The sequence below is a fragment of the Agrobacterium sp. 6Ca8 genome (genome assembly GCF_055382765.1).
Map to the genome: position 1 here is coordinate 329,119 of NZ_AP026434.1, position 25,671 is coordinate 354,789.

Sequence of the window (25,671 nt, forward strand, 5' to 3'; positions counted from 1 at the left end):
TCGCGTCTTTGTGTGGTTTGTAATCGTTACAACTATTGCGCATCAGCGAAATGAAGGCTGCTGCCCATCCGGACTGATCTAGGCCGGCATTGCGGGATCGCTTGGAGATGGTTCGCGCCGCCGCGAACGGTCCCGTCCAACCCCTGGTGGGTTCAGGCAAAGCGTGGCGACGGGCGCAAGGAATACCGCGTAAGCCATTGCGAAGCCGGGGATCTGCAGCGAAAAATCGAGTGTCGAATGCAATGCGACGAGCAGCAGCCCGGCAAGGCCGAGATGGGAGGCGTAACGGTAGTTTTTGCGTTTGCGCGCCCCGCGAATAAAAATGGCGATTTGGACGAGCACGAAAAAAGCCGCATAAAATGGAAATGCGAGGCCGAGCGTCAGCAGTCCCTCGGCATAGACATTGTGGGCGTGGGTGACGATGGCGTCCACCCCGCATTGCGCCGCGTGATAGGGCGCGTAGGTTTCCGTAAAGCTTGCAAGGCCGGTTCCCCAAGGCCAGCTGTCAGAAATGGCACGCGCGATGCCCGGCATGTAGCAGAAGCGCATGTCGTCTTCCAATCGCGTTTCCATGCGAAGCGCCACGCGATTGGCGAAGAGCAGGAACAGGCCAAGCGTAATGGCGAGCACGATCGCCGCGCGGCGCTTCGTGCCGCGCCGCTTGCGACGCAGGGCAGCCGCGTTGCGGCCTGTTTTGATGGGTGAGTTGAAGACGGTCAGAAGAATGAGGAAACTCAGTGCCGCAAAGCTTGATGCGATGCCGGCGCGCGATCCGGTCAGCATCAGGGCGATGAAGCAAAAGGCAGTGAGCACGCCGATGAAGGCGGCCTTGCGGATGAGGCGTTTCTGGCCGACTGGAACGGTCAGGCGATTTGCCACCAGCGCCCTGACCATTCCCCAGTCTGGAGCCGTCAGCCGTTTGTGCAGCATCACGACGAGGGTCAGGAGAATGAGACCGAAGAAGGTGGCGGCGGTATTACGGTTGACGAAAAGGCCGGTCAGGCTGCCGAGATAGAAGCGCTTCTGAATGAAGCCGAGTGTTTCTGGAAAAAGCAGAAATTGCACAATTGACAACAGTGCCAGCCATCCGCCGGCAATTGCGAACCATCGCAGCGCTTTTGCCGCGCGCTCGTCGGTATCGAAAATGACGAGGCCGGCCATGAAGGCGCCGAAGGGCAGGGCGGCGCTTAACAGGCCGAGCCGATCATCCGCCGGGGTGAGCGAAACCGTGGCGTCGGGCGCGAACTGCATAAACATGGCAGCGGTCGACCAGGCGGGATTGGGTGGAGCAATACCCGGCACAGATGATTGCAGCCACATCTGGATGATGAGTCCCCCCAGCAAAAGGCAGGTCGCCACAAGTGCCAAGCTTGAACCAGCCCGGGGCGGCCCGAACAACAGGATGGCGGGCACGAGCAACAAATAAATTGCAACGGTGACGACGATACGGCTCTCGATTTCGGTTGCGCCGCGATTGAGAAGCGCAAGCAGGAAGATAGCCCAGAAGATGACTATGGCGGCCGTCCGAAAATAGTCTGGAAACGCAACCGGTCGCGGTGGCGATGAGGATAGCGGTTCTGATTGGGCTTCGATGGACGACATTGGCTTTCGGCTTTGCAATAACTGTTGCTGCGACGATGTCTAAGGTAGAGGACGAGGCAGGCCGCTATGTCACGGAAGCGGCACGGTGCGTTTCATGCCGGCCTGCGGCTGCTGCGGACAGATCTTCCGCAGGGTCCAGCGCAGGATTTCCCCCTCCTTCCCGCAGACGACTGCCGTGTCCGCATTGCGGGCCGCATCGGCCTGAGGCAGTGTGTCTTTTGGAAATTGCTGCCACATCACGAAGCGCCCGCGTATCAGGTTGGCGTCTGCAGGCCCGTAAAGTTGGGAAAAATTCATCAGAACGGCGATTTCCATTGGCGAGGCGTTACGCAGCGAACGAACCATGGCAAGACGCAGCCACACATCGCCATTTGCAGGCAAACAGGAGAGCGCGTGACGAATATAGCTTTCGGCAAAGCCGAGACGCGCCGTACCGGCCTCCGACGTCGCATCTTGGCCATTTGCATCGAGATCTGCGAGAACGAGCCGTAACCCGGCCTTGACGATATCCGAACGGCAGATTTTCTCCGCAACGACGGGGTGCAGCCCATCGACCGTCTTCGCCAGAAGATCGTGCGCCAGGCCGCTTTTGTCGTCGGCAATTCTTGCCAAGGCGACGACATCGGAAAACCGCCGAGTTTCGGAAAACGCCTGTGCGGCGACGGATAAAACAAACACGGAAAGGATGAGAACCGGCACGACCGCGAAGAATTTACGCAGGCCCGCCATTCCGTCCCGCCTAATCATGGTAATATCGCGTGTAGCGCGCGTGATAATATTCGCTTGAACCGTAAGCCCGGTAAAGCTTCAGCTTTTCCGTGTCCACCTTGTTGAGGATGACACCGAGACACTTCTTGCGGATCTGGACTTCGTTTTCAATTGTATTGCGTACCGCCCTGCGGGCGGTTTTGCCCCACTCTGTGACGAAGACGAAACCGTCGATCCGGCCGGCCATCGCGCGGGCGTCCACCACCGGCCCGAGAGGCGGCAGATCGACGATGATGTAGTCGAAGAGACTGCTCGCTTCGGCCAGCAATTTGTACATTTGCGCCGATGTCAGCAGCTCGGAGGAGTGCGGTACGCGCTGCTTGACGACCGTTGGCAGGAAAGCGAGCCGCGTCTTTTCGTCGTGCAGCAGCACATCGCGCATATTGCGGCCTTCTAACAGCACTTCGAGCAGGCCTTCTGCAGCATGGCGCCCCAAAGCGCGCGTGGCGCCCGGGTTGCGAATATCCGCATCCAGCAGAAGAACCCTTGCTCCTTGTCCGGCCAGAAGCTGAGCCAGATTGATGGAGATCGTCGATTTGCCCTCGCTCGGCAACGCCGATACGACGCCCACCACCCGCGCGCCGGTTTTCGGGGGAATGCCAAGATCTATCGCAAGCCGTGTGCTGCGCAGCGTTTCGGCGAAGGACGATAGCGGGTGATCGACAGTGTAGCGGGCAACGCTGGACGGGCGTGTGGCGGTAGGCGGCCCCTCCTGTCCCTTTGGCAACACATCCGTGCCCGGCTTGTTCTGGACGAGCGGGGTGTTGCCCAGAAATTCCAGCCCGAGAACGTCGCGAACCTGTTCTCCGGTGCGGAAGAAACGGTCGCGGAACTCGCGAAACATGGCGATGCCACCGCCGGCCGCGGCGCCCATGATCATGAACAGCGCCAAAAGTAGCGGTTTGTTCGGTTTGCTTGGAATGTTGGGCGGAACTGCCCTCGAAATCACGCGTGCTTCCGTTACGGGGAAGGATTGCTGCTGCATCGCTTCCTGATAACGCTGCAGGAAGGTCTGATACATGTTCTTGTAAGTTTCCGCCTCACGCTGCAATTCGCGGAGCTGAACCTGGGTCTGGCTGGCCGAGTTGCTGACGCTGGTAGCCTTGGCAACGCTCTCCGCAAGTGATTTCTCTCTTGCTTCCGAAACCTCCAAATCGCTCTTGTAACTTTGCGCAATACGGCTGATTTCCTGGAACATCAGCCGGCGGTATTCTTGCATTTCGTTGCGCAGACGCACCGCCTGAACATGGTTGCTGCCAAGCCTGCGGGTGATTTCCGTTTCGATCTTCGAGGATTCGAGATATTTCTTGCGCAGATCGTTCGCGACCGAGCTCTCGAGAATATCGGTGACGACGGCGTCGACATCGTCTGTGGCAAGGATATGTTCGATGCGTTGTACCCGCGCTCGCGACCTGGCTGTTTCCGACTGCGCCAGAATAAGCGCGCTGTTGGACTCGGCCAGTTGCTGATCGGAAAGCAGGCCGTTATTGCCGGTCTCGATCAAGCCGTGTTCAGCGCGAAATTTCTGTACGGCAAGGTCGGTGTCGAGTGCCCGCTGACGCAACTCGGCAATACGGTCGGACAACCAGTCGCTGGCCCGCTTCGTCGCCTCGTATTTGGAGTTCAGCTTGTCCACCAGATAGGCCGACGCCACCGCATTGACGATCTGGGCGGCTAGAACCGGTGATGTCGAGTTGTAGGTCAGTTCCAGCGCGTAGGTCCGGCCGATACGCTTGACGCTGAGACCGTCCAGCAGCCGGTCCGACAGCGCCCGCTTCAGGGTGCCGTCATCGATGACGGTCTCTTTCGCCGGTGAGAACCATTGCGAAACGTTGACGAGCGAACGGATGGTGCCGAATATCGAACTCAGAAGCGAGGCGCGGTTTGCCCTGAATTCCTGATTTTCCGTCAGGTTCAAACTGTCGACGACGGCAATCCCGATGGTTTCCGATTGCAGGACCTCGACCTGGCTGAGAATGGAAGCCTCGTCCTCCACGACGCCGCCGATTGTCGAAAGCTGCTCGACGACCTGGCTGTTGTTGCGGTCGATCAAAAGGGTAGCCGAAGCTGAATAGATCGGAACGGCCGTCGCGGCGTAAGCGAGACCGATTGTCCCGGCAATGGCGACTGCCGCGAGAACGACGCGCCACTGTCGGCGGACCGTGGCAAGAACGGCGTCTATATCGATAAAGTCGGCTGTAAATCCGCTTTTGTCGATATCGGCCATAGTCAGGGGATCGTGCCTTTGCAACAACTGTCAGCCTCGCTCTTTTTGGCGGGCGTGGCACCCGCCAAGTCTCGGTTGCATGGTAGGACAGGCGGCCGCCATTCCCGCAGGAAGGGCGGCAAAACCGGGTTCAAACGGGACTTGTGCTGACTGGCGTGCTGGTGCTGCCGGTTGAAAGGGGCGCGGCAAAGAAGTTGTTGGTTGTGGTGGTTCCGCCGCTGCCGGTGCTGCCACCGCTGCCTCCACCGCCAACCGGTGCGGCTCCGCCGCCGGCCTGTGCCGTACCGGCTGGTGAGCCCGCCGCTCCCGAGCCGCCAATGCTGTTGCCGCTTGCAGGTGAAGAGCCTGCGCCACCGATCGGTGAGGCAGCAGCTGCAGCTGCCGCAGGCGCTGCCGGACCGGCCGCCGTTCCCTGAATATTTTCGCTAAAGGCGATCAGAAGATCGGAGGGCACGCCGGCACCCTTGGTCTGCAACTGGATTGCGGCGGCAAGTATCGTGTTGCCCCTCTGCATCGCCGTAGAATAGGCGAGTGCCAGACCTTCGCCGACAACTTCGGAGAAGTCCTTGTTGCCGACCTTCTGGGCCAGTGCGACGATGGTGGGCAACTGGCTGGAGTCGCTCAGGATCAGGCCAGAAAGCTGTTCGGAGAACTGCGCCGCGCTGGTGGAAACGGCAATGATCGGAAAGCCGTTCGTCACCTTTCCCGTCATTTCGGCGTTTGCCGCATCGGTGCTGGCAGCGATGCCGGCCAGATCCTTGACCGTTGCCTGCGTCGGAGACTGCTTGAACAGTTCCGCGGCAGCAAGGGAAACCGTGTCCGGATTGGAGCTGTTAACGCGAGCCAGAAATGCGGCGTTGGTTTCGTCGGCGGCCTTCACGGGTGTGCCAGTTGTCGCAGTCTGTACCGGCGGCGTCTGCTGCCCGGCAGCTGGCGGCGCTGGTTCCACGTTCTGGGCGTTGGCGACTGCGGAAAAAAGACCGAGGCTGGTGATCAATACCGCACCAGTGAGCGTCGAGCCAATACGAAGGCGGGACATCACAACTCTCCAAATTTTTAAAAAATACGATTTTAAGTAAGCTGAAATGCTGAATATGGTTATCCAACATCTAAAATTTTCTTTTTAAATCGCACAGCCTTAGCTAACGATCAAGTGCTAAAATAAACTTGTGAACGGAACTTCGGGGTATACTTAACAGCAGAAACGAGAACTTTTCTCTGGGCGTCAGGACACGGCGACTTTTCGCCGGGGTGTTATCAGCCGGTCACGAAGCCAGATATTTGCGGGCGTTTCGACAAGGACGTGAAATGCGTGGGCGATGGCGATGGTGCTGGCGACGACGATGAGATAGACGACATTTTTCCACTCCTGCGGCCAGGTGATGCCGCCGGAAGCAACCAGGAATGCCCGAAAGATGAATGGGTGCAGAAGGTAAAGCGCGTAGGAGGAATCGCCCAGTTTCGCCAGCGGCTGCGCAAAACGGGGCAGGGAGATGCCCCTGGTCAGGGTTGCCGCGGCCATCAGGAAAATCGCGCCACCGCCAAAAACGAGCAGCCGAGTATAGGAATAACAGCCCGGATTGCATTGGAATTCGAACCTTTTCAGATCGATAAGCGTCCAGATCGCCACGCCGCAAAGGGCCACCGCAATCCCCAGCAAGGGCGGCAGGCGCACGCCGCGCAGGAAAAGCACGGCGAGCAACATTCCCGCCACGAACTCCAGAATGATGGGCTGAAACCAGAAACTAAACGGCAAGGCGAGACTGAAGTTGGAGCCGATGAGCACTGCGGCGAGCAGCACAGCCGCTGTTGTCAGCACGGCGCGTTCCAGCGGCAGGAAGATAAAAACCGCGAATACGACATAAAAAAACATCTCGTAATTCAGCGTCCAGCCCAGATCGATGATTGGAAACGGATAGGCGTCACCATAACCCATGCTGTCATAGGGAATGAAGAGGTAGGAGGTTAGGACGGCCTGCAAGGACGGGAAGGCCTTGGCGCTGAGAAGAACGGCGACCGCGGCCATGGCGAGCCGCATGGTCAACACGAACCAGTAAAGAGGAAGGATGCGGAGAAGCCGGCGCACAAGAAAAGCCGAGCGCCCTCCCTCTGCTGCGAAATACGGCCGGGAGGCATAAACGATGACAAAGCCGGAAATGACGAAAAACAGATCGACGCCCGCACCCAGCCTCAGGAGATGGAGGTTGACGAGCGAGAACTCCCAGTTCACCTGCGCGTGCAGCGCAACAATCATGATTGCCGCCAGCGCACGCATCATTTGAAGAATATCGAGACGCTGCGCCCCGGAAACAGGCGCTTTTTCAATTTTTTGCATCGTCATCATCTATAAAAAGAAAAAATTTATACAGTAATATTTTGCGCTCGCAGCAGCGAGCAAAAGTGCTCTATTTCAGAAGGCTATCATGCAATAGGCTGACACGATATATAAAATTTGTCGGCTTTCGCCCGCACGCGTTCAGAAAACCTCCAGCACCGTAAGCTGGTCGCTGACGGAAAGCCGGTATTGCCCACCTTCCTTTGCGATCACCCGCTGGCTTACGGAACCGTCATCGCCGAACCGGTGCGCGATGACTTGGCTATGCGGGCCGGTTACCGAAAAGGCCGTTGCACGTTCGGCTGGCGGATTTTCGATCCGCGCCGGCCATTGCCAGCCGCGTATGCCAAGCCACACCGGAGCGAGCAGCGCGCCGTCTGGTCTTGTCAGGCGCAGGGAAAACCTTTCGGAATCATCGTTGAGGAAAGCGAGGCTGCGTTCCGCTGGCTCTGTTTGTCGACTTGCCTTGCAAAGTGCAAGAAGGGCACGAACGGCCCCGTAAGCAGGGGTCCGGCTCAGATCGTGGCGCAGCAGGCCAAAGGACGATTCCGGATTTGTCTCGTCTTCGGCAAAGCTGGAGACCATTTCATAGATGTAAGCCCGGCGGATGCCGCTGATGAAGGACCACAGGAGCGTGCGCGGCATGTAGCGCGCCTTGATGCCTTCGGTGACGGGAAAATGGAAGGTCTTTGGTTGCAGTGAGGTGTGGTACCCGATCTCAGTGGCGAGCACCGGCCGGCCGGCTGCTATATGCGCCGAGGCCGCGACAGATTTGGAGAGCGCCCCCGGCCCAGTCGTTTCGGGATGTTCCATTCCGGCGTAGGGGTGAATATTGCCGAAGTCGCATACGTTCTGCAGGTTTAGCGCCAGCGCCGTATTCGCCTGGATATAGCTTGGCGCGACAAGCGGTACGTTGCTCACGGCCGGAGTTGAGCGGATCGTTGCAAAAAGTGCAGCCTGATGCTCTGCCGAAATGCGCGGCGCATTGGCCGGGTCTTTCGTCAGCGTCGGTTCATTGCTGCCTTCGAAAACTTCGATGCCGCCGTCGCACCAGTCGTAGAAATCGGCAATCCTGTTCAGTGGCGTTGAGACGTAGGGGTTGAGATTGTCGTAACAGATGATCGTGAGGCGAACGTTGGCCGCCACAATCCTGCGCAGGCGCTGGAAAGCTGGGCTGTTGCGGCTGTCCCTTGCGGTAATCAGTCCCTCGTCACGCAGGTGGCCCACACCAAGGGCTTCCAGTTCAGGCAGGATGCGCTCGAAGCTTTCCGGATAAATGCCGTTCGTGCGGGCGAAATGGCCACACACGCCCACACTGTCCACAAAGGCTTCCGTTCCGGCCGAAAAAACGGATTGAGTCTGCGCGAAAGCGGGGCGCACACCCGTGGCGGCAACCAGTGCGAAAGGTGCAGCTGAAAGCAGGCCGCGCCGTGTCAGGTGGCCCATGGTGATCGGCTGTTTTCCGTTCATCTGCGTCTCCTGGTCATTCCGGCGAGATTATAAAAAGCAGCCGCGATCATATCGTCGGCGCCTCTCAATATGTCAGATTGTCCTGGAAGTTTTTGGCATCTTCATTCGCCATCAAATCGATGTTTCTGAAATGAAATAAATATATAAATTAATGATATTATCTGCGGACGAAACAGAATTCACCGCTTCCGCCCGTACGTTTTTTCATATGAGAATGAAGCTAACACGGGACAGGTTCTTTTCGCAACACGGCATGACTTTTGTCGCGCCGCGAAAAAAAGCACTTGAAATGCCGTCAGTTCCCGTGCTTTTTGAAAGTGGATTTTTGGTTATTCATATTTTCAAGCGTTAAATCTGCTTTGCCTTTTGTGTTTTTTGCACATGTCTCATTGGTCCCGGAGTATCCGGGAACATGGACGAGGCCAAGCGGAAGTCATAAATTTTCGATAAGGAAATAGAGCGTATCCGTATGCGAATTCTCCATCTCAGCAGCCTTTATCCGCCGCATATCGTTGGCGGGTGCGAACGCTCGGTCGAACATCTTGCCGAGGAACTCGTCTCCATGGGACATGAGGTCGGTGCCGCCTGCATAGAGCGGCAGGCCGAACCCAAAACGGTGCGCAATGGCGTCAGCGTCTACCGCATGTTCCACAATAACGATTTCTGGCTCGAGGACTGGCCACAATATACGCCGCAGCAAAGGCGTATGCAGAAGATCAAGCAGCAATGGAATTTCAACGTCGAGAAGCAGTTCGAAGCCGTTCTTGACGATTTCAAGCCGGATGTTCTCAATACGCACTCGCTGCTGGATGTGACGACGCTGGTATGGCGGGCGGCGCATAAACGCAACATTCCGATCGTCCACACGATCTGCGAATATGATCTTCTGTGCGGTAACGCCGCCATGTTCAAGGGCGGCAAGCCCTGCGAACACATCCATCTCGGCTGTCAGGTGGTGAATTTCACCAAGAAATTCACGCAGCGCTACATCGGTGCGGTGGCAAGCGTTGGCACGGAAATCCTTAAAACCCATGTCGATCACGGGCTTTTCCATCACCTGCCGGAAAGCATGCGCCGTGTGATCTTTTATTCCTGCACGGTTCCGGAGGGCGACCCGGTCGCACGCAGGCAGATCGACCGAACCGGCAAGCCGATGACCTTCGGCTATATCGGCCGCATCAACACGGAAAAGGGTGTCGGCACCATGGTCGATGCCTTCAGGGAAATCGGCCACGGTAACTGGCGCTGTCTTGTTGCCGGCCACGCGATGGACGATTCCATCGAACGCTTCAAGGCCCAGGCCGGCGACCTGCCGATCGAGTTCGTCGGCTGGGCAAAGCCGAAGGAATTCTTCGAAGAGATCGATGTGCTTATCGTTCCCTCCTTCTGGGCTGAACCTTCGCCGCGCACCATCTACGAGGCTTACGCGATGGGGGTGCCGGTCATCGGTGCGGCCTCGGGCGGCATTCCAGAACTGATCGGCGAGACCAACCACGACTGGCTGTTCGAACCGGGCAACGCCACGGACCTTGCCGCACGCATTCGCCGGGTGTTGACGCTTTCGCGCGAGCAATTGCCGACGGAGGCCGATTTCGGAAATATCGTCGAGGAATCCACCTCGCGCCGGGTGGGTGAGAACTATGTGAAGCTCTACGAGGACGTGCTGGCGAAAAGCAGGGAAAGCCGAACCTTACGCGCATCTTAGACCGGCAACGGACCGGGTCCGTTGCAAGCGTTTCTTCCAAGGAAAGAGCACATGGTAGAAAGCAATATCGGCAAAGTCCGTTTCCCCAAGCTGGACTTCGATCGTTTTCTGGCTGCTGCGGTGGTCGGGCTGTCACGACCGGCTTTGCAGGCGGCAGGTTGATGGCGGAGCAAAGTTCGATAGGCAGCGCCGCGATAACAGGCGTTTTCTGGTCCATCGTCCAGAACTGGGGTGGAAAGCTTTTTACCTCCATTCTTTTCATCGTTCTTGCCCGGTTCCTCAGCCCCACCGACTACGGCATGGTCGCCACGGCGGGCCTGGTTCTGATGCTAATCCAGATGCTGTCGGAGTTCGGTTTCGCAGATGCGATCGTGCAGAAACGAAATCTGGAGCCAAGCGACGTCAATCTGCCATTTTATGTGTCCGTTGCGCTGGCAACGGTGTTTGTCATCGTTGTTTGTCTGCTGTCGCCCAGACTGGAAAGCTGGTTCGAGGTGGAAGGGCTGGCACCGATCATCGTGGCAATCTGCATATTGCTGCCGCTGAATACCGCCTCGCTTTTTCAGGAAGTCAATTATCGGCGTGCGCTCGCGTTCAAGCCGCTGGCAATAAGAACCTTCATTTCGAATATTATCGGCGGTGGCGTTGCGATTGCTTTCGCCATCATGGGCCTGGGCGTCTGGAGCCTTGTCGTTCAGACTTATGTCGCAACCATTGTGACCCTGATCTGGCTCTGGCGCAAACCGCACTGGCTTCCGGGCACCACGCTCAAGCCCGACACTTTTTTCGAATTGCTTCGCTTCGGCTCGTCGGCTCTCGGTCTGCGTATCGTGGATTTCGGAGCCACGCGGCTGATCGACGTCATGATCCTGGGGCGTTACGGGGTTGCTCTCTTTGGGCTCTACACCGTCGGCAGCAGGCTCTATCAGCTTCTCATGCAGCTGCTTCAGGCGGCGCTATATGATGTTTCGTTGACGGTGCTGTCCCGCATATCGCACGAGCGGGAGCGCATGGCGGAACTGTACAAGCAATCCATCACCATATCTTCGATCTTTTCGACACCGATCTTCGTGCTCTCGGCTGCGTTGGCGCCAGAGATCTGCAACGTCCTGTTCGGCGCGCAATGGCAGGGTGCCGACGCGGTTGCGCGGCCGCTGCTGCTGCTGGGTGCATTGCAATGCGTCCAGTTTCAAAACGGCCCGTTTCTGTCCGCACGCGGCAGGCCGGACAAGGTGCTGATTGCCGGGACCGTCAAGGCAATCTCTACCATCCTGTTGATATTGCTTGTCCCGACGGAAAACATCCGGGAAATCGTCATCGTGTTTGTCTTCGGGCAGCTCACTTCGACGCCTTTCACATTTTATTTTGTCGCCCGGGAACTCGGCATCAAGCTGTGGAGAATTTTCCTCCTGCTTTTGCCAAGCTTCGGTTCCAGCGGTCTCTGCTTCCTGCTCGTTCAGTGGATGCGACCTGAAGTTAAAATGCTGGGTGCGGGCGACCTCGTATCCGGCATCCTGCTCGGTGGTATGTTTGGCGTCGCATATCTGTTGCTTTTGGCTCTGACCGCGAGAAGCGAGGCCCGGTCCGCCATCGCTCTCATCATGAGCAAAATCGGTTCTCGAAAGGAAAGAAAATGCGCAAGCTCGTGAAAAAAATACTCCCTGCACCACTGCGTCGGAAGCTGGTGCAATATAACGAGCGGCGCAATCTGGATAATGCGGTCCAGCAACTCTTCAATGATCTGCAAGAGCTGAAGCACAGTATCAAGCCTATCAATGTCGGAGATCGGCTGAACCGGCTTTTGATCGTGGCTGGTGATCCCATCACCCTGTTCGGTTCCGCCGGCGATGACGCGATGATCACGGCGACCGTGCAGAATGCCCGTGCGAGCAATCCCAATGTCGAGATAGACATCCTCGTCGACGGAGCGAATTTTGGCGACTCTGCTTTGCAGAGAGGCTTTGTTACCGTCGATATCTTTGGAAAGCCTGACTTCATCCAGGCCCTTGCCCAGCAATTTTCGGTGCGGAAGTACGATTGCATCGTCGTTGTCGGTGCCGACGTGATGGATGGCTATTATCATCCGCTGGTCAGCGCAAAACTTCTGGCAAGCGCTGATCTGGCTGCCGCCGCCGGGATCAAAAACGTTATCCTCGGTTTCAGTTTTAATGAAACGCCGCACCCCGCTTTGGCGAGGTTCTACAGCTCCCTTCATCCGGGGGTGTCGCTCAATGTGCGTGACGTTGTTTCCCTCGAGCGTCTGAACGCCTTTGCCACGGCCAAGGCGGCACTGGTTTCCGATTCTGCATTTAGTCTTGTCCCATCGGAACCCGATGAAGATACGATCTCGTGGATCGCGCGAAAGCGCGCCGAGGGATACAGGGTCATGGGCTTCAATCTGCATCCCATGCTGTTCAAGAATGCGGATAGCGCGCAGATCGCGGCGATCATCAGGCGCGGGGCCGAAGCACTGGAGTTCGTTGCCGATGCAAGACCGGTCTGCTGGCTGGTCATTCCGCATGACTACCGGAAAGACGTGGGCGATCAAGCCTGCCTCAAGGCCATTACCGAGCTTGCTCCATCTTCACAGACAGACAGGGTTCGATATCTGGATGGCAGATGGCCAGCCCCGGTTTTAAAAGGCGTTGCCGGTAAACTCGATGGCCTCGTCAGCGGACGCATGCATCTTGCGATCGCTGCGCTGGGCAAGGGCGTTCCTGTGATATGCATTGCGTATCAAGGCAAGTTCGAAGGGTTGTACCAGCATTTCGGTCTCTCCGCGGCTGAGCTGCTTTCGCCCGCCAAGTTCCATACGGATGATGGCATCAAGAATGCCTTGATCAATTTCGTGGATCAGGCCGATGAGATTCGCGAAAAAGTCGGGAAAAAGCTGCCTGAAATTCTGGACCTTTCCAAAAGGAATTTTCAGGTGTTCGAGACCTTCGCCAAGCAGCATTGAGTCATTTTCATGAAAGTCGCTTTTGTTTCCGTATTCCCTGCCGTTCCCGCCAACGAGGGTGCGCGGAACAGGATTCTCCAGCTGACACGCGCCGTGCGTAGCCTCGGACATGAAGTGCATTTCGTCTATGTCGATACTCCGATGATAGCTGATTTCGATCCCGCGGCCCATGAGGTCGAGTTTGGGGCCGGACATATGCACGTCGTGTCCAGGGAAACATGCGGGTTTGCAGCACGGCTCATCAACGACTTCAGGTTCGAGATTGGGTTGACCGCATTTCGAACCCGTCGGAAAATTCAACGGCTCCTTGGCCGCGACAGCGGTTTCTACAATTACCTCGACGAGTTCTATTATCCGGAAATAGGCAGGCAGGTTCTGGATCTTCAGCGTCGACTCGGGATTAACGCCGTTATCGTCGAATATGCCTTTCATTCGAGAGCTTTTCTTGGGCTGCCGGATGATGTGCTTCGCATTCTCGACACCCACGATTCCTTCGCCGATCGTCACAAGGCGTTCGTGAACACGGCCAACAGATTTGGGTACTGGTTCTCGGTTCCGCCGGACGTGGAATGCAAGGCATTCCGCCGCGCCGATGTCGTTGTCGCCATACAGGAAGAAGAGGAACGTTCGTTCAAGCAGCGGCTGGCAGGAGAGCCGCCGGTGGTTGAAACGGTGAGCCATATTCTGGATCTCGGCCAGAGAGTGGAAGACTTCACTTCCGCTGATTTTCTGTTTCTCGGTTCAGGCAACGACGCGAACGTCATTTCCCTCAATAGTTTCCTTCACAATGTCCTGCCTTTGGTGAGGGCGGCCCGTCCGGACATTCGCCTGGTGCTGGCAGGTAGCATATGTGGCAAGGTCGAGGACATGGAGGGGGTTCTCAAGCTTGGCCGGGTGGAGAATTTGAAGGATGCGTTCACACGCGCGCCACTTTCCATCAATCCAATCACGCTTGGCACGGGCATCAATATAAAACTGCTTGATGCTCTGGCTGCGGGTGTCCCAACGATCAGCACCCAGACGGGTGTGAGGGGGCTTTCAGAAGGATATCGTGGTGGCGTGATTGTCGTTGAAGATGGAGATAATCAGGCCTTTGCCAATGCCATTGTGCGGCTCTCTTCCAATCGGGAGCAGCGGCAGGCATTGGGAAACAATGCGTTCCTTGACGCTGTCGAATGGAACCGCCGGCAAATGACGGTGCTCGCCAATATTCTGAAGGGCAAATAAATCGCGATTGTGATGCTCCTGGCTGGTGCAACCTGATCCAACGATGGCAAGCCATCAGGCAATAAGTCGCGGCCCCGCATCCGTGAGCTTTAAAATGGTAAGCCTGCCCGTCGTAAACGCGCCGGTGTCAATGCCGATCCGTTGCGGACCTGTCTGTGGTTCCGGCGCCGGCGTATGGCCGTGGATGATGAGAAGGTCCAGTCCCGCCCCTTCCGACAGGAAGGGTTCCCTGATCCACAACATGTCCTCATCGGTCTGCGCCTCGAGCGGCACCCCGGGTTTAAGGCCGGCATGAACGAAAAAATAGGGTCCCATGCGGACGCAGATAGGCAGGCTGACTAGAAGTTGCCGATGGGCCTGCGGGATCGCGCCAATCAGCGCATCCCTGAACGGCTGGAGCCGCAGGCGGCCGTTGTTCATGAAGTAGCTGATATCGACCCCGTAGGATAAAAGCGTCTGGCGGCCGCCGAAATCCAGCCAGTGCATGTTGTCCTGCGGATTTTCGAGGAAATCGCTGAAGAGTTGTTCGTGATTGCCGCAAAGCGAGATGCGGCGCAGGGGCGCCGGCGGTGGTTGCAGCAGATGCTGGAGAACACCGCAGGAATCCCGGCCACGATCGACATAGTCGCCCAGAAGAATAACCAGAGCGGGGGATGGATTGCTTGCGAGATCGGCAAGAATTTTCTGTTCCGCCTGCAAAAGCAGATCGAGGCTGCCATGGACGTCGCCAATGGCATAGATCGGAAAAGACGGAGATTTGTCGCCGAGGTCTATTCTGCGCCGCCTCCGGTCGTCGCGGGGGGCTGGCTGTTTACGACCGCGAATCCAGTTGAGCACTTTAGGCATAGATGCCGATACTGTCTCTCTTGCACGAGGTCAAGAGTGTTGAAAGCCAATGCCACAGAGCCCGTAAAACCCGGGTCCATGCAACGGCTGCGGCATCCGCCAAAGCCCTGTCGGACAAAGCTATCCGGGGCAGGGAATTGCGAAAGCCGGTGTCGATTTTCGCAAGGCGCGCCGCGCCAATTGAAGAGGAACGGAGCGCCCCCTTCCTGTTCGAAGATGACTATCCTGTGCGAGATAGACCTAGAGTTTCAGCCAGACACGCGGGTTTTCGTGTGACTGGATCTTGATCCATTTCAGGTCAACCGCTTTCCAAGGTTTGACGACGTTGGTGCGGTTGTCCAGCACCAGATCGCCCTGGCTGGTGCTGACGACCAGAACGGCGTGGCCTATGCCGGTGGAGGTGCGGGCGGTGGCAATGCGCAGGGCGCCCGAGGGCCAGCCGGCGCGCAGAAGGCGTTGCCGCTTGGTCACCGCGTAGTCGTCACAGTCACCGCTTGCGGGGTTCAGATTCCATTCGTCCTGTCCGTCCGCTTCGCTTGTATAGATTATCGATGTGTTGATCTCGGCGTTGATGCGCTGGAGTTCCGTGCGCTTCTGCTTGGTTAGTTCGACCGTGTCGCGATCACCAATCCGGATACATTGGTCGGCGGCGTCGTCGCAAAATTTTGCGAAGGCGATTGGGGCAATTGTCGGGCGGCTTGTCGTCATGAACAGGCCGGGGCGCGATGCGGTCGGGTTCTGCGCCAGGCCCGCAAGCGGGGCGGCCGATGCCATTGTCGCGATGCTTGCCGCCACACTGACGGCAACTGCCAAAGTCTTTGCCAGACGGATTTGTCTCTTCGCCATGTCTCTGCCTCTGCCCGGTTGTTGTCTCTTGTGCATGGCAACATAGCGACCCTTCGTTGCGGGCCGTTTAAGTCGATAGATTGCTTTTTAGCGAAATCCAATTTTATTAAAGCGAGATAGAACAGCGGGGAAACCGGTGCGATTGCGCTTACTTGCAGCGGGTGCGGCCCTCGGCATCTATGATACATGTCTGCTGTGGCACAGCGTTTCGGTACTCACGCCGCGTATCGGTTGAGTTGCTCCGACTTGCCGGCGGCCGGTCGTAATTGCGGTAGACCTCGAAATTGCGCCCGCCGATCGTTCCCTGCGCACCGCCACGGCCATCCGGCGTGACTTCGAAATTCTGGTATTGCTAGGCAGAAGCGGAAGCGGGCAGGCCCATCAGCACGGCAAAGGCGCCAGCCGCCAGGCCCTTCCATAACGCTGCCGTTTGGTGCCTGCGCAAGATCATGGCCGTTTCCTTCCCTCGACAGAACGACAGATACGCATTCTGCTTTCCCAATCGTTCGTCGCGTTGACTATATCACTGATCTCGCATTGAGGGTGAGAACGAATATAGCGTTCGTCGGCAGGCGAATCGCTTCGGTACCGCTGGGGGCATCACCAGATAGTGGCCAGACGACTATCTCGCCGCCCGATTGTCCGGAACGCAAAAAAGACGTTTTTAGAGCTGAAAAATTAAGCTCTTCTCCGCTGCATTTATGGGCTTCACAATCCTGTAACAACGGACCTAATATACAAGTGCAGATGCCGAATCGATCAGGAGAAGCCCTTGACGATTGCAGTTTCACCACAGGCCCTGCCGGCGCTCGTTCTGAACGCAGACTACAGGCCACTGAGTTATTATCCCTTGTCGTTATGGTCCTGGCAGGACGCGATCAAGGCCGTCTTTCTAGACCGTGTGAACATCATTGCAGAATATGATCACGCGGTGTCGTCACCCAGCTTTTCCATGCGGTTGCCGAGCGTCGTCAGCCTCAAGACCTATGTCCAGCCCACCCGCAACCCCGCCTTCACACGCTTCAACGTGTTCCTTCGGGACAAGTTCGAATGCCAGTATTGTGGCACGCGGGACGACCTGACCTTCGATCACGTTATTCCCCGCGCCCATGGCGGCGAAACCACGTGGCACAATGTCGTGGCGGCCTGCTCTCCCTGCAATCTTAGAAAAGGCAGCAAACTTCCCACGCAGGCGGGCATGTTCCCTGCGCAGAAGCCCTTCCAGCCGACGGTTCAGGACTTGCACAATAACGGGCGGCTGTTCCCGCCCAACTACCTGCACGAAAGCTGGATGGACTATCTTTACTGGGATACCGAGCTGCAGCCCTGATCCTTTGAGGACTGCAACGCGGCTTTTCGGTTTAACGGCTTTTCCGGCTAGCGCCAAAAAAGGCAACCGCCGCAAGCGCAACGCTTGCAATGACATTCCAACCGGCAAACGAAAGGCCGAGCACCCGAAGTGCAGCGTCGTTGCAGGAGGGTGCCTTGATGGCATTCAGATTGCCAAGCAGGTCACCGGCATTGGTGGTGATGGATGGAGCACCTGTGGCGCAGGTGATAGGCCCCGCCCAGAAACCCCATTCCACACCAGCGTGATAAACACCAAGCCCGGCGCCGATCAGCATCGCCACGCCAATGAGGGCTAGAAGCAGCCGCGTGATCTGAACCGGCAGCTTGAAGATGCTGGTCGCTATGGCCAGAATACCCAACGGAATGGCGTAGTAGTAGGGATCGCGCTGCAAAAGGCACAATGCGCAGGGCGTATAACCGCCAATATGCTGGAAACCGAGGGCGGAGCCGACAGTAAAGATCATTCCCGCCGTTACGCCAAGAGCGGCGAGCGTGCGGCTGTTGTCGGCGGTTGTTGCAGTGGCCATGATGTTTTCCCCAAACTTCACGAAGAAGCAGATATCCCGAACGGGCTTTCAAAAAGGCGGGCGTGATGGCGAAATTAAGTCGCCGGTTCAACGGTGTATTCCCGGATTCGTCTAATCCAGTCCTTTGCATCTGGCAAATGAAAGCCCGGTAATATTCGAGGGGCGAATGAGCAAAGTTTCGTGAGTGTCTTGATGGCCGCGAAGCAATCGACAGGTCTTTTGTGAAGACCCGGATAAAGCGAAGAAAATCAATGCGGTTTTGGAAATGGTACCCCAAGCCGGGCCGCTGATTTTCAAATAAATCAGCGGCTTAGTTCATTTTCAGACTTTTCGTCTTCCTGTACGAACATTACGTTTTTTCCAAATGTGTCCAGCAGTGTATTGTTGCTTTCGAATGGTTCGCTGAATTCGATAGGTTCCGTGAGCGCAATAGCGCAATTCAAATCAACCAATATCTGGTTGCCTCGCTCAAATTCCGTTGATTGCCTGATGGTCGCAGCCTTGCCGGGTTTTCCTTTTTGATAGGGTCAGCTATTGAGCTGCACCGTCGCTTAGTTGCCCTAAATTTGCGTTCGTCGCAGATTGTCATTTGCAATTTGGGTTACGTGTGTGAAGGTGAACTTGATTGCAGAGAGGTGAAGTGCAACATGGCGAAAGGCGAATGGCTGGCTGTTCCGATGCCCTTTGAACTCGATGACGTCGATAGCTTCCGTAAAGATCAGAAACTTGATCGCCTTGCGGAACGTTTTAATGTTGCGCAGTTTGTGAGCTTCGCTCCATCTCCAACGGGACCGAAACAAGAATTTTCTAGACTCGCTAATTTTGAGCCAAACCTCAGGTTCGAAACGCCTGCTATCGCCGTTGCTCAACTCTTGAACCGGAGCGCTGATGGCGCGATCAACATACGCAGCTTTAGCAGGTTCCAATCTCAGAGCCGCGAATTTATTTACGGACTTCGGTCCGTCGATGACGCTTTGTCAGCTCTAGTGCGCATTTCCGCTGAGGGTGCTTTTACGATCGTTAACGAAACGGTAGACGTATCTGATGGCGGCGTGTCAGGTGTGGCAATGGGTGGCCTTGTGGAGTTTCGCCCGGATGCAACACCAAGAGGCGTCGAGAAGCAAGGCTTTGCATCTCTGCCTCTTGATCTGGCAAGCCGAGTTCTAAATGCTGTGTACGGGTTCGAAGTTGACCTGAAAGACAGCTGTAATGCCAGAATTGAGTTCAGCCTCCACCCGGTTCGGAGGGGTTGGAAGCAGAGCCACATTCTCTTCTGGGAATATGGAGAGCTCTCGGCATTGCCGCGGCCTGTATCTGTATCTTGGCCGAACGATTTTAGCAGGCTCTTAGGCGATAAAGTTTATGGGCTGCTAATCGCTCATTGTCTTGGCTTTAGGGTGCCTAAGACCGTTGTTATCAATCGACGCGTAGCACCGTTCACATTCGGGACCGATACAGGGCAGTACGATCACTGGATCAGGACAAGTCCAAATGTGCAGGTTCCAGGTAAGTTCACCACTGTCCACGGGTGGCGCGATCCCTTCAAGCTTGTCCAAGCTGAAGACTCGGGCGGAGAATTTTTATCTTCTATTCTCTCTCAGCAAGCTGTGTTTGCGCTTTTTTCAGGTGCCGCAATCGAGAGCGCTGATGGGGCTGTCATAATAGAAGGGACGCGTGGAGTTGGCGACCGCTTTATGGTTGGGGAGAAGCCCCCTGAGATCCTCCCACCTGACGTCACGGCCGCAGTGGAACGCTACTTCCATGCAATACGGGCAAAACTCGGCAGTATTCGGTTCGAGTGGGTATATGATGGCGATAGCGTCTGGATCGTCCAGCTCCACGTTGGGGCCTCTCACTCGCTAGGAGACGTCATAGTTCCGGGTGAGTCCACCAATTGGGTCGACTTCGACGTTACTAGTGGCTTGGAAGCCCTCCGTTCTTTAATAGAAAGCCTCGCTCCAGATTGCGGTATTTATCTGAGCGGAGCGGTGGGACTCACGAGTCATATCGCTGACGTAGTAAGAAAAGCAAATGTTCCAACGCGCATAAAAAAAGACCGGAACTAGACGATATGTTCATTCCTTTTACTGACAATGAGCGTCACCAAGTTCTTCCTGTAGATTACAAATAGTGAACATAACGGAAACAAAAAAGGTACAAATCAGGTCGCATTTGTGCTAGATACGCCCGATAAACTAAACGGAGGTCAAAATGGCTTACACAGCAGTACTCGAGGCACGCGCTATCGGAAAAAAAGATATGGAGGTGGTTCGCGAAGCAATAAAACTGCGCGAAGAACGAGCTAAGATCCAAGCCAAGGCCAGTGCGGCTGCCCAAACGCAGAAAAAGACCACTGAGTGAGGCCATATGTACGACAAGGGGGATTATGAGCGGCAAGTAATGTCGCAGTCAGATGGTCAGGCAAAAAAATGGAGGGACAAGTTCAAGCGTGACTACGGGCGAATTATACACAGTGCGAGTTTTAGGCGGCAACAAGGTAAGACCCAAGTCTTTCCGGGGCATGAGTCCGACTTCTTTAGAAATCGCCTAACTCATTCGCTGGAGGTGGCGCAAATTGCGGAAGGTATCGCCGACCGTATCAACTATGTATACGAGCTAGGGGAAGAGCGGTCGATTGATGAAAGGCTTTGCGCTACGGCTGGCCTGATCCATGATATTGGTCACCCTCCATTTGGTCACAATGGAGAGCGGGCACTTGATGAGAAGATGCGCGAATTTGGCGGCTTCGAAGGGAACGCGCAAACGCTCCGCATATTGTGCCGTATAGACAAGAAAACGCGTTATGACGAACCTCTCTGGGGTGACGATCGAGCCGGGATGAATCTTTGCTGGCGTACTTTGGCAGCAATTTTGAAATATGACCGCGTTATACCTGAAACTCGGCCGGCAGGCGCTAAGTTGGCGAAGGGATACTACGCCACAGAAAAGCCTATAGTAGACAAAATCAAAGAAAAAGTTCTGCGGGGCAAAGAAATACCCAGTGGCGAAATCAAGACTATCGAATGCGCAATAATGGATTTGGCAGACGATATTGCATATTCCGTTTATGATTTGGAAGATAGTCTGAAAGCAGGCTTTCTGACTCCAGCCGGCATCCTCTCGAAAGATCAGAAAATCTTTCTAGAGGTTGCCCAAGGAGTATCGGAGGAGATCGGACGCCCGGTGAGCAGCGCCGAGGTTATGAGTACATTTGTGGAGATTTTTGAAAACCTTGTCCCGGATAACAATCAAGGCGGAGGCGTTGAGGGTTTCATTGAGGCTACTAAAAGCTCCAATGCTCTGAGCGCTAATGGCTATCTTCGGACAAAGCTTTCTTCACAGTTGGTGCACGAGTTCATAAACGGCGTTGAGTTTGAGTATAACGACGAGTACCCAGCACTATCTCGAGCTAGCTTCAAGGCTGATACGAAGATGAAAGTCGAGGTGCTGAAACAATTTACCTACAAAGCCATTATCTCATCCTATAGGGTAAAATTGGGTGAATACAGGGGCACTGCATTGGTCGGCGATTTGTTCGATGTGCTGATGGAGAAGAGAGGTGACCTGTTGATGCCTGATGACGTTCGAGAAAGCTTCAATGTTGCTGAAGACAAAATCAAAAAGGCTCGAATCGTTAGCGACTTCATCGCCGGTATGACTGACCGATATGCGGTTGAGTTTTGGTCGAGGCTGAAGTCAGATACCGCTGAGAGCATCTTTAAATCGATATAACTTTAATAATGCGGAAGCCGCCGAATTAGATCAGCGGCTTCCCTTAGGGATATATTTCGGAATCCCAACAGTGCGATCTTTCCCGCGATAGTTATTCCGAGGCCTGTTTACCTCGTTGCAAGTGCAATTTGCTAGCCCGTATACGCACGCCGTACTTGTATAATGGAACTCAGCCTGCTCTTATCGGCCGGAGCGCTTCAGGAGTGGAGTGAGATGGACGGACATAGTTTCGAGCGGCTCAAAGAGCACATAGTGCCGCGCTCATTAGCCCGCGTATTTGAAGTAGCGCGTTTCGAATGGGACCTAGTCTATGTAGAGATCAGTGACCAACCTGATCACTGTCCGTGTGGACAACAAATCTTCGAGCACTGCTACATTCGAAACCGGTTGACGCATTCGGAAACCTATGTCGGGAACGTGTGCATTAATCGATTTCTCGGAATAAGCACTGGAAACCTTTTCGATGGATTGAAGCGCATCCGCGACGACCTTTCTGCCAATGCCAACGAGGCTGTGATAGATTATGCGCTGAAGAATGGCTTTCTTTACGAGAATGAATACAAGTTTCTTCAGAGTACAAAGCTGAAAAGAAAGCTCTCCGCCCGGCAAATTGCGTGGAAGATTAAGATCAATCGTCGAATTCTTGAAAGAACCGTAGTGTTTCGCCGGACAATCAAGCCGGTTGGTTAGTGTTGATTGCCCGAGGGCTTGAAGGCGCGCATAAGAAGCATTTGTAGAAAGCCTAGGGAGATCCGAGGTCCTGTAGATTTGAGATGACGACGAGAAGCGTCGAGCCGCTATCTGCAGTGTCTTTATGACATTGTGATTGCACTCAGTCCGCAATCCGGCGATAACTCAGTCTACAACCACATGTTGATTTGGTTTTCGGAGATTTAATTGGGCGATTACTGGACGGGGAAGACGGGTGACGCAAAATACCTCCGGCTTTTGGTCAAGAACGAAGGATGGTTGGCTTGGGAGGATAAGGAAGCGGACCCGACAGATGCCTCTTCCAGGCAAACTACTGGCGCTCGATCGCGGGTGACGGAAACTCTTCTCCAGTCAATCCATTCCACAAACCTTGTCGTAATTTTGGGTTCCGGAGCGTCATTTTGCGCGAAAAATGCGACGGGTTCAGGAGCACCAAGTATGGCTATGCTGTGGCATGCTGTGCGCGGAAAGTTCATCGAAGATGATCCGCTCGACGGCTCGGATGACTTTGACAACATGGTACAAGAAATCGTTGGGAAAGCGCCCACGAAGGACGCCGAGGGAAACGTTGAGGCTGGGGACATCGAGACTCTCCTCAGTCTCTGTAAGATGAAGCTTGAGCTCGTCACAGCAAGCGCGGCTGAAGCAGAAAAAAAAGAAACCAAGGGGCCGTTCCGCAAGCTGACGAATTTTATCCAGAAGGCGGAGAAAGCGATCCTTAGCAAGGTGGATTTCGTGAGCGGCAATACGGAGCTGACCACCCACAAATCAATAATTCAAAAACTCGCCAAACGCGCTGTTGAAAAACCGCGGGTCAAGCTGTTCACGACGAACTACGATCTCTGCCTAGAAGAGGCTGCATCGCGATTGGGAGTGATCCTCATCGATGGGTTTTCACACAGCGCAGAGCAGCGATTCAATCGTGACTACTTTCATCATGATCTGGTTAGGCGGCCAATCTCCGGGACGAGGGCCGATTATATCGACGGTGTATTCCATCTCTACAAGCTACATGGTTCTATCGACTGGCGACGTCGCGCGGACAGCGTAGTTATTCGCTCTCGATCGCCAGATAACTCCGTCCTGAAACCCGTATTGATTTATCCGCGGTCAACTAAGTATCAGGAAGCTTTCGAAACGCCGTACCTGGACATGTTTGCGGCCCTTCAGGGCGCGTTGAGAGAGCCAGACACAACTGTCATAGTAAGTGGTTTCGGCTTCGCTGACGACCATATCAGTTCGCCAATTTGGTCTGCGTTGGAGTCAAATCTCAGCCTTCGGTTCATCATGGTTGACCCGTCTTACATTCCGCCGCAGGAGCTAGATGCGATCGAGCCGGCACATTTTATCAAGGCCAACATTTCCGGGCAGAAGGCGTACCAAAATAAGATCATGAGGTTGGTACAAGAGGGTGACTCTAGGATCACAGTAATGAATGGCCGGTTCGAGGATTTGGTAGACGCGTTGCCAACGATAGCTGGAGAGACCGATCGCCAGCGCCTTGAAAACCGGCTCGATCAGATACGGGGATCTTCCGTATGATTGATCCAGCCGCATCACTGATCGATGTCGATAAACGCGTCGGTACCGTTACGCGTGTTAATGCCTCGTCACTAGAGCTAACTATCCCAAAAGCTTTGGCTGCTAGCGGTCAACGTGGGTTGGCGAGAGGAACCGCCGGCGATTTTATTTTTGTCGACTGTGATCAGGAATGCATCCTAGGTCGAATAACGGACGTCTCTATTCCTGAACGCCAGAGATCAAATTTAGAGCGTCAGTTGGAGCATGATGCGACAGCTGAACCTCAAGGTCGAGCCCAACTTTTAGCTACCATCAGCAAGTCGACGCACAAGGTGGTGCGTGGCATTAATATCAAGCCAAGAGTGGGCGATGGCGTTTACCTCGCCGACGGCGATTCACTCGCATCAGCAATCCGCGAAGCGCTGCAAGGTGAGTTGATTGAAGGTCGAGACGAAAGATTATTGATAAATTTGGGCAGGCTTTCCGGAATCGCAGATGCCACAATATCAATGCCACCCGAGAAACTATTCGGGAGGCACTGCGGGATATTCGGGGCCACGGGCGGCGGGAAAAGCTGGACATTATCGAAACTGCTGAATGAAGTTGTCAGGCTCGGTGGCAAATGCATCCTATTCGATCCAACGGGCGAATTTTCTGGAAAAGTATCTGGCGCTAAAGAGTTTTCGTTTTCGAAGGAAGGACGCGGCCAACCTTTAGCACGCTTTCCCTACCGACAATTGTCTGAGATTGATCTCTATGCCCTTCTGACGCCGTCGGCTCAAATGCAAGGACCAAACCTACGCAGCGCGATTAAAAGCCTCCGATTGGCGAAGTTGCTCCTTTCCGACCCTCATCGCTTCGCGTCGCGTCAGATGGAAGACGGTAGTAAGCGTTTTGACTTTGGGGGAAGAGGTGGCTTTGTGGACATTCGGCGAAAAGGTGTTCTCCGGAAGACACAGCGGAGTCGAGACGCTCACTCTGTCGCGCTAATTGAACTGGCATCCGAGCTAGACTCACATATGTGCGACTTTGACATTCGCCTACTGTCCGACCAGTTAAAAGAAGAGTGCGTCAAGCAACACAACAACCAGAACAAGGGGGCTTTCGGCGACGTTGATGATTTCGCCTTGAGCAGTTGTAACTCTCTGATGGTTAGGATTGAGAATTATCTTTCATCGCCTGAAATGGGATGCATATTTTCGGATAAAGGTGTCGACATCTGTGCGGAAATAGATGCCTTCATTCTAGATGACGAGCAACACGCGATGGTGCTATCGTTTGAACATGTCAGTTTCAAATATAACACTCGCGAGCTTCTGCTGAACACTCTCGGCCGTTATTTACTAGCACTTGCCCGATCAAACACTTTCCAAAATAGACCCTTGGTGACTTTCTTGGACGAAGCTCACCAATTTATTGGCCGAACCATCGGAGACGAAACCAACAATGTTTCATTAGATGCTTTCGGGCTTATCGCAAAAGAAGGTAGGAAATATGGACTGACCGCCGCAATCGCAACACAGCGACCACGGGACGTACCAACTGACGTTCTCAGTCAGCTTGGCACGCTTTTCGTTCATCGCTTGACTAATGAGCGTGATCGAGAGACCATTGAACGGGCGTGTGGCGATCTTGACCGTGATGCAGCTGCGTTCATCCCCACGCTCGCGCAAGGTGAGGTAATAGTTGTCGGGCCAGAGCTACCAGCGCCGTTACCTCTCATTATAGACGCCCCAGAAAAAGGGCAGCAGCCTGAGTCGCATGGACCAAGATACCAGAAGCATTGGGGTGGCGCCGGCTGCACGAAAATATCTAGCTAGTAGCCATGAGTTCAAAACTTCCTTG

The 25,671-nt window shown here is 55.1% G+C and carries 20 protein-coding genes; 11 read left to right on the plus strand and 9 right to left on the minus strand.

Translation table 11 applies throughout. The annotated features are described in order from the left end of the window. Positions 1 to 78 precede the first annotated feature (78 nt). The 6 genes from ACZ5A6_RS15705 to ACZ5A6_RS15730 all read right to left on the minus strand — a co-directional run bounded on the left by ACZ5A6_RS15705 (position 79) and on the right by ACZ5A6_RS15730 (position 8,402). A complete protein-coding gene (locus ACZ5A6_RS15705) occupies positions 79 to 1,602 on the minus strand; it encodes an O-antigen ligase family protein (protein WP_080801513.1) in 1,524 nt (507 codons plus the stop codon). Between the two features lie 69 nt (positions 1,603 to 1,671). Continuing rightward, positions 1,672 to 2,331: a hypothetical protein gene (locus ACZ5A6_RS15710; protein WP_080801510.1), complete on the minus strand. Its 660-nt coding sequence runs from the start codon at positions 2,329 to 2,331 to the stop codon at positions 1,672 to 1,674. Between the two features lie 10 nt (positions 2,332 to 2,341). After that, on the minus strand, positions 2,342 to 4,597 hold the full coding sequence (locus ACZ5A6_RS15715) for a polysaccharide biosynthesis tyrosine autokinase (RefSeq protein WP_065704374.1): 2,256 nt from the start codon (positions 4,595 to 4,597) through the stop codon (positions 2,342 to 2,344). A 130-nt stretch (positions 4,598 to 4,727) separates the two neighbouring features. Further along, positions 4,728 to 5,636: a hypothetical protein gene (locus ACZ5A6_RS15720; RefSeq protein ID WP_113472758.1), complete on the minus strand. Its 909-nt coding sequence runs from the start codon at positions 5,634 to 5,636 to the stop codon at positions 4,728 to 4,730. Between the two features lie 186 nt (positions 5,637 to 5,822). Beyond that, positions 5,823 to 6,941 carry an acyltransferase family protein gene (locus tag ACZ5A6_RS15725; RefSeq protein WP_035199581.1) on the minus strand — a complete coding sequence of 373 codons (1,119 nt, stop codon included), beginning with the start codon at positions 6,939 to 6,941 and terminating at the stop codon, positions 5,823 to 5,825. A 132-nt stretch (positions 6,942 to 7,073) separates the two neighbouring features. Beyond that, a complete protein-coding gene (locus tag ACZ5A6_RS15730; RefSeq protein WP_112391312.1) occupies positions 7,074 to 8,402 on the minus strand; it encodes a hypothetical protein in 1,329 nt (442 codons plus the stop codon). Positions 8,403 to 8,871: 469 nt separating this feature from the next. Between ACZ5A6_RS15730 and ACZ5A6_RS15735 the strand changes: the two genes are divergently transcribed. The 4 genes from ACZ5A6_RS15735 to ACZ5A6_RS15750 all read left to right on the plus strand — a co-directional run bounded on the left by ACZ5A6_RS15735 (position 8,872) and on the right by ACZ5A6_RS15750 (position 14,293). Further along, entirely contained in the window at positions 8,872 to 10,107 is a 1,236-nt protein-coding gene (locus ACZ5A6_RS15735; protein ID WP_111842175.1) for a glycosyltransferase family 4 protein, read from the plus strand. A 161-nt stretch (positions 10,108 to 10,268) separates the two neighbouring features. Next, a complete protein-coding gene (locus tag ACZ5A6_RS15740; protein ID WP_065687884.1) occupies positions 10,269 to 11,756 on the plus strand; it encodes a lipopolysaccharide biosynthesis protein in 1,488 nt (495 codons plus the stop codon). After that, positions 11,741 to 13,066, plus strand: a complete 1,326-nt coding sequence (locus tag ACZ5A6_RS15745; protein WP_112391309.1) for a polysaccharide pyruvyl transferase family protein — start codon at positions 11,741 to 11,743, stop codon at positions 13,064 to 13,066. The genes ACZ5A6_RS15740 and ACZ5A6_RS15745 overlap by 16 nt, the downstream gene beginning before the upstream one ends. Before the next feature lie 9 nt (positions 13,067 to 13,075). Then, the gene (locus tag ACZ5A6_RS15750) at positions 13,076 to 14,293 is read left to right on the plus strand and encodes a glycosyltransferase family 4 protein (RefSeq protein ID WP_113048834.1); all 1,218 of its coding nucleotides are present in this window, start codon (positions 13,076 to 13,078) and stop codon (positions 14,291 to 14,293) included. Positions 14,294 to 14,347: 54 nt separating this feature from the next. Here ACZ5A6_RS15750 and ACZ5A6_RS15755 read toward each other — a convergent pair whose 3' ends face one another. Together ACZ5A6_RS15755 and ACZ5A6_RS15760 are read right to left on the minus strand one after the other, a co-directional pair. Beyond that, positions 14,348 to 15,139, minus strand: coding sequence for a metallophosphoesterase family protein (locus tag ACZ5A6_RS15755; RefSeq protein ID WP_003511251.1), 792 nt, complete (start codon positions 15,137 to 15,139; stop codon positions 14,348 to 14,350). 240 nt (positions 15,140 to 15,379) lie between these two features. Continuing rightward, positions 15,380 to 15,985: a transglutaminase-like cysteine peptidase gene (locus tag ACZ5A6_RS15760; protein ID WP_111801064.1), complete on the minus strand. Its 606-nt coding sequence runs from the start codon at positions 15,983 to 15,985 to the stop codon at positions 15,380 to 15,382. A gap of 772 nt (positions 15,986 to 16,757) precedes the next feature. Between ACZ5A6_RS15760 and ACZ5A6_RS15765 the strand changes: the two genes are divergently transcribed. Continuing rightward, positions 16,758 to 17,315, plus strand: coding sequence for an HNH endonuclease (locus ACZ5A6_RS15765; RefSeq protein ID WP_111801065.1), 558 nt, complete (start codon positions 16,758 to 16,760; stop codon positions 17,313 to 17,315). Between the two features lie 31 nt (positions 17,316 to 17,346). Here ACZ5A6_RS15765 and ACZ5A6_RS15770 read toward each other — a convergent pair whose 3' ends face one another. Then, a complete protein-coding gene (locus ACZ5A6_RS15770) occupies positions 17,347 to 17,862 on the minus strand; it encodes a disulfide bond formation protein B (protein ID WP_013761732.1) in 516 nt (171 codons plus the stop codon). Between the two features lie 647 nt (positions 17,863 to 18,509). Here ACZ5A6_RS15770 and ACZ5A6_RS15775 point away from each other — a divergent pair. The 6 genes from ACZ5A6_RS15775 (at position 18,510) to ACZ5A6_RS15800 (ending at position 25,646) form a co-directional block, all read left to right on the plus strand. Beyond that, on the plus strand, positions 18,510 to 19,928 hold the full coding sequence (locus ACZ5A6_RS15775; RefSeq protein WP_464111109.1) for a hypothetical protein: 1,419 nt from the start codon (positions 18,510 to 18,512) through the stop codon (positions 19,926 to 19,928). A 145-nt stretch (positions 19,929 to 20,073) separates the two neighbouring features. Then, positions 20,074 to 20,223, plus strand: a complete 150-nt coding sequence (locus ACZ5A6_RS15780) for a hypothetical protein (protein WP_464111110.1) — start codon at positions 20,074 to 20,076, stop codon at positions 20,221 to 20,223. A gap of 6 nt (positions 20,224 to 20,229) precedes the next feature. Continuing rightward, on the plus strand, positions 20,230 to 21,594 hold the full coding sequence (gene dgt, locus ACZ5A6_RS15785; RefSeq protein WP_464111111.1) for a dGTP triphosphohydrolase: 1,365 nt from the start codon (positions 20,230 to 20,232) through the stop codon (positions 21,592 to 21,594). Positions 21,595 to 21,756: 162 nt separating this feature from the next. After that, on the plus strand, positions 21,757 to 22,284 hold the full coding sequence (locus tag ACZ5A6_RS15790) for a hypothetical protein (RefSeq protein WP_464111112.1): 528 nt from the start codon (positions 21,757 to 21,759) through the stop codon (positions 22,282 to 22,284). Between the two features lie 207 nt (positions 22,285 to 22,491). Beyond that, the gene (locus tag ACZ5A6_RS15795) at positions 22,492 to 23,847 is read left to right on the plus strand and encodes an SIR2 family protein (RefSeq protein ID WP_464111113.1); all 1,356 of its coding nucleotides are present in this window, start codon (positions 22,492 to 22,494) and stop codon (positions 23,845 to 23,847) included. Continuing rightward, entirely contained in the window at positions 23,844 to 25,646 is a 1,803-nt protein-coding gene (locus ACZ5A6_RS15800; RefSeq protein WP_464111114.1) for an ATP-binding protein, read from the plus strand. Before ACZ5A6_RS15795 ends, ACZ5A6_RS15800 begins: the two co-directional genes overlap by 4 nt. Positions 25,647 to 25,671 lie beyond the last annotated feature (25 nt).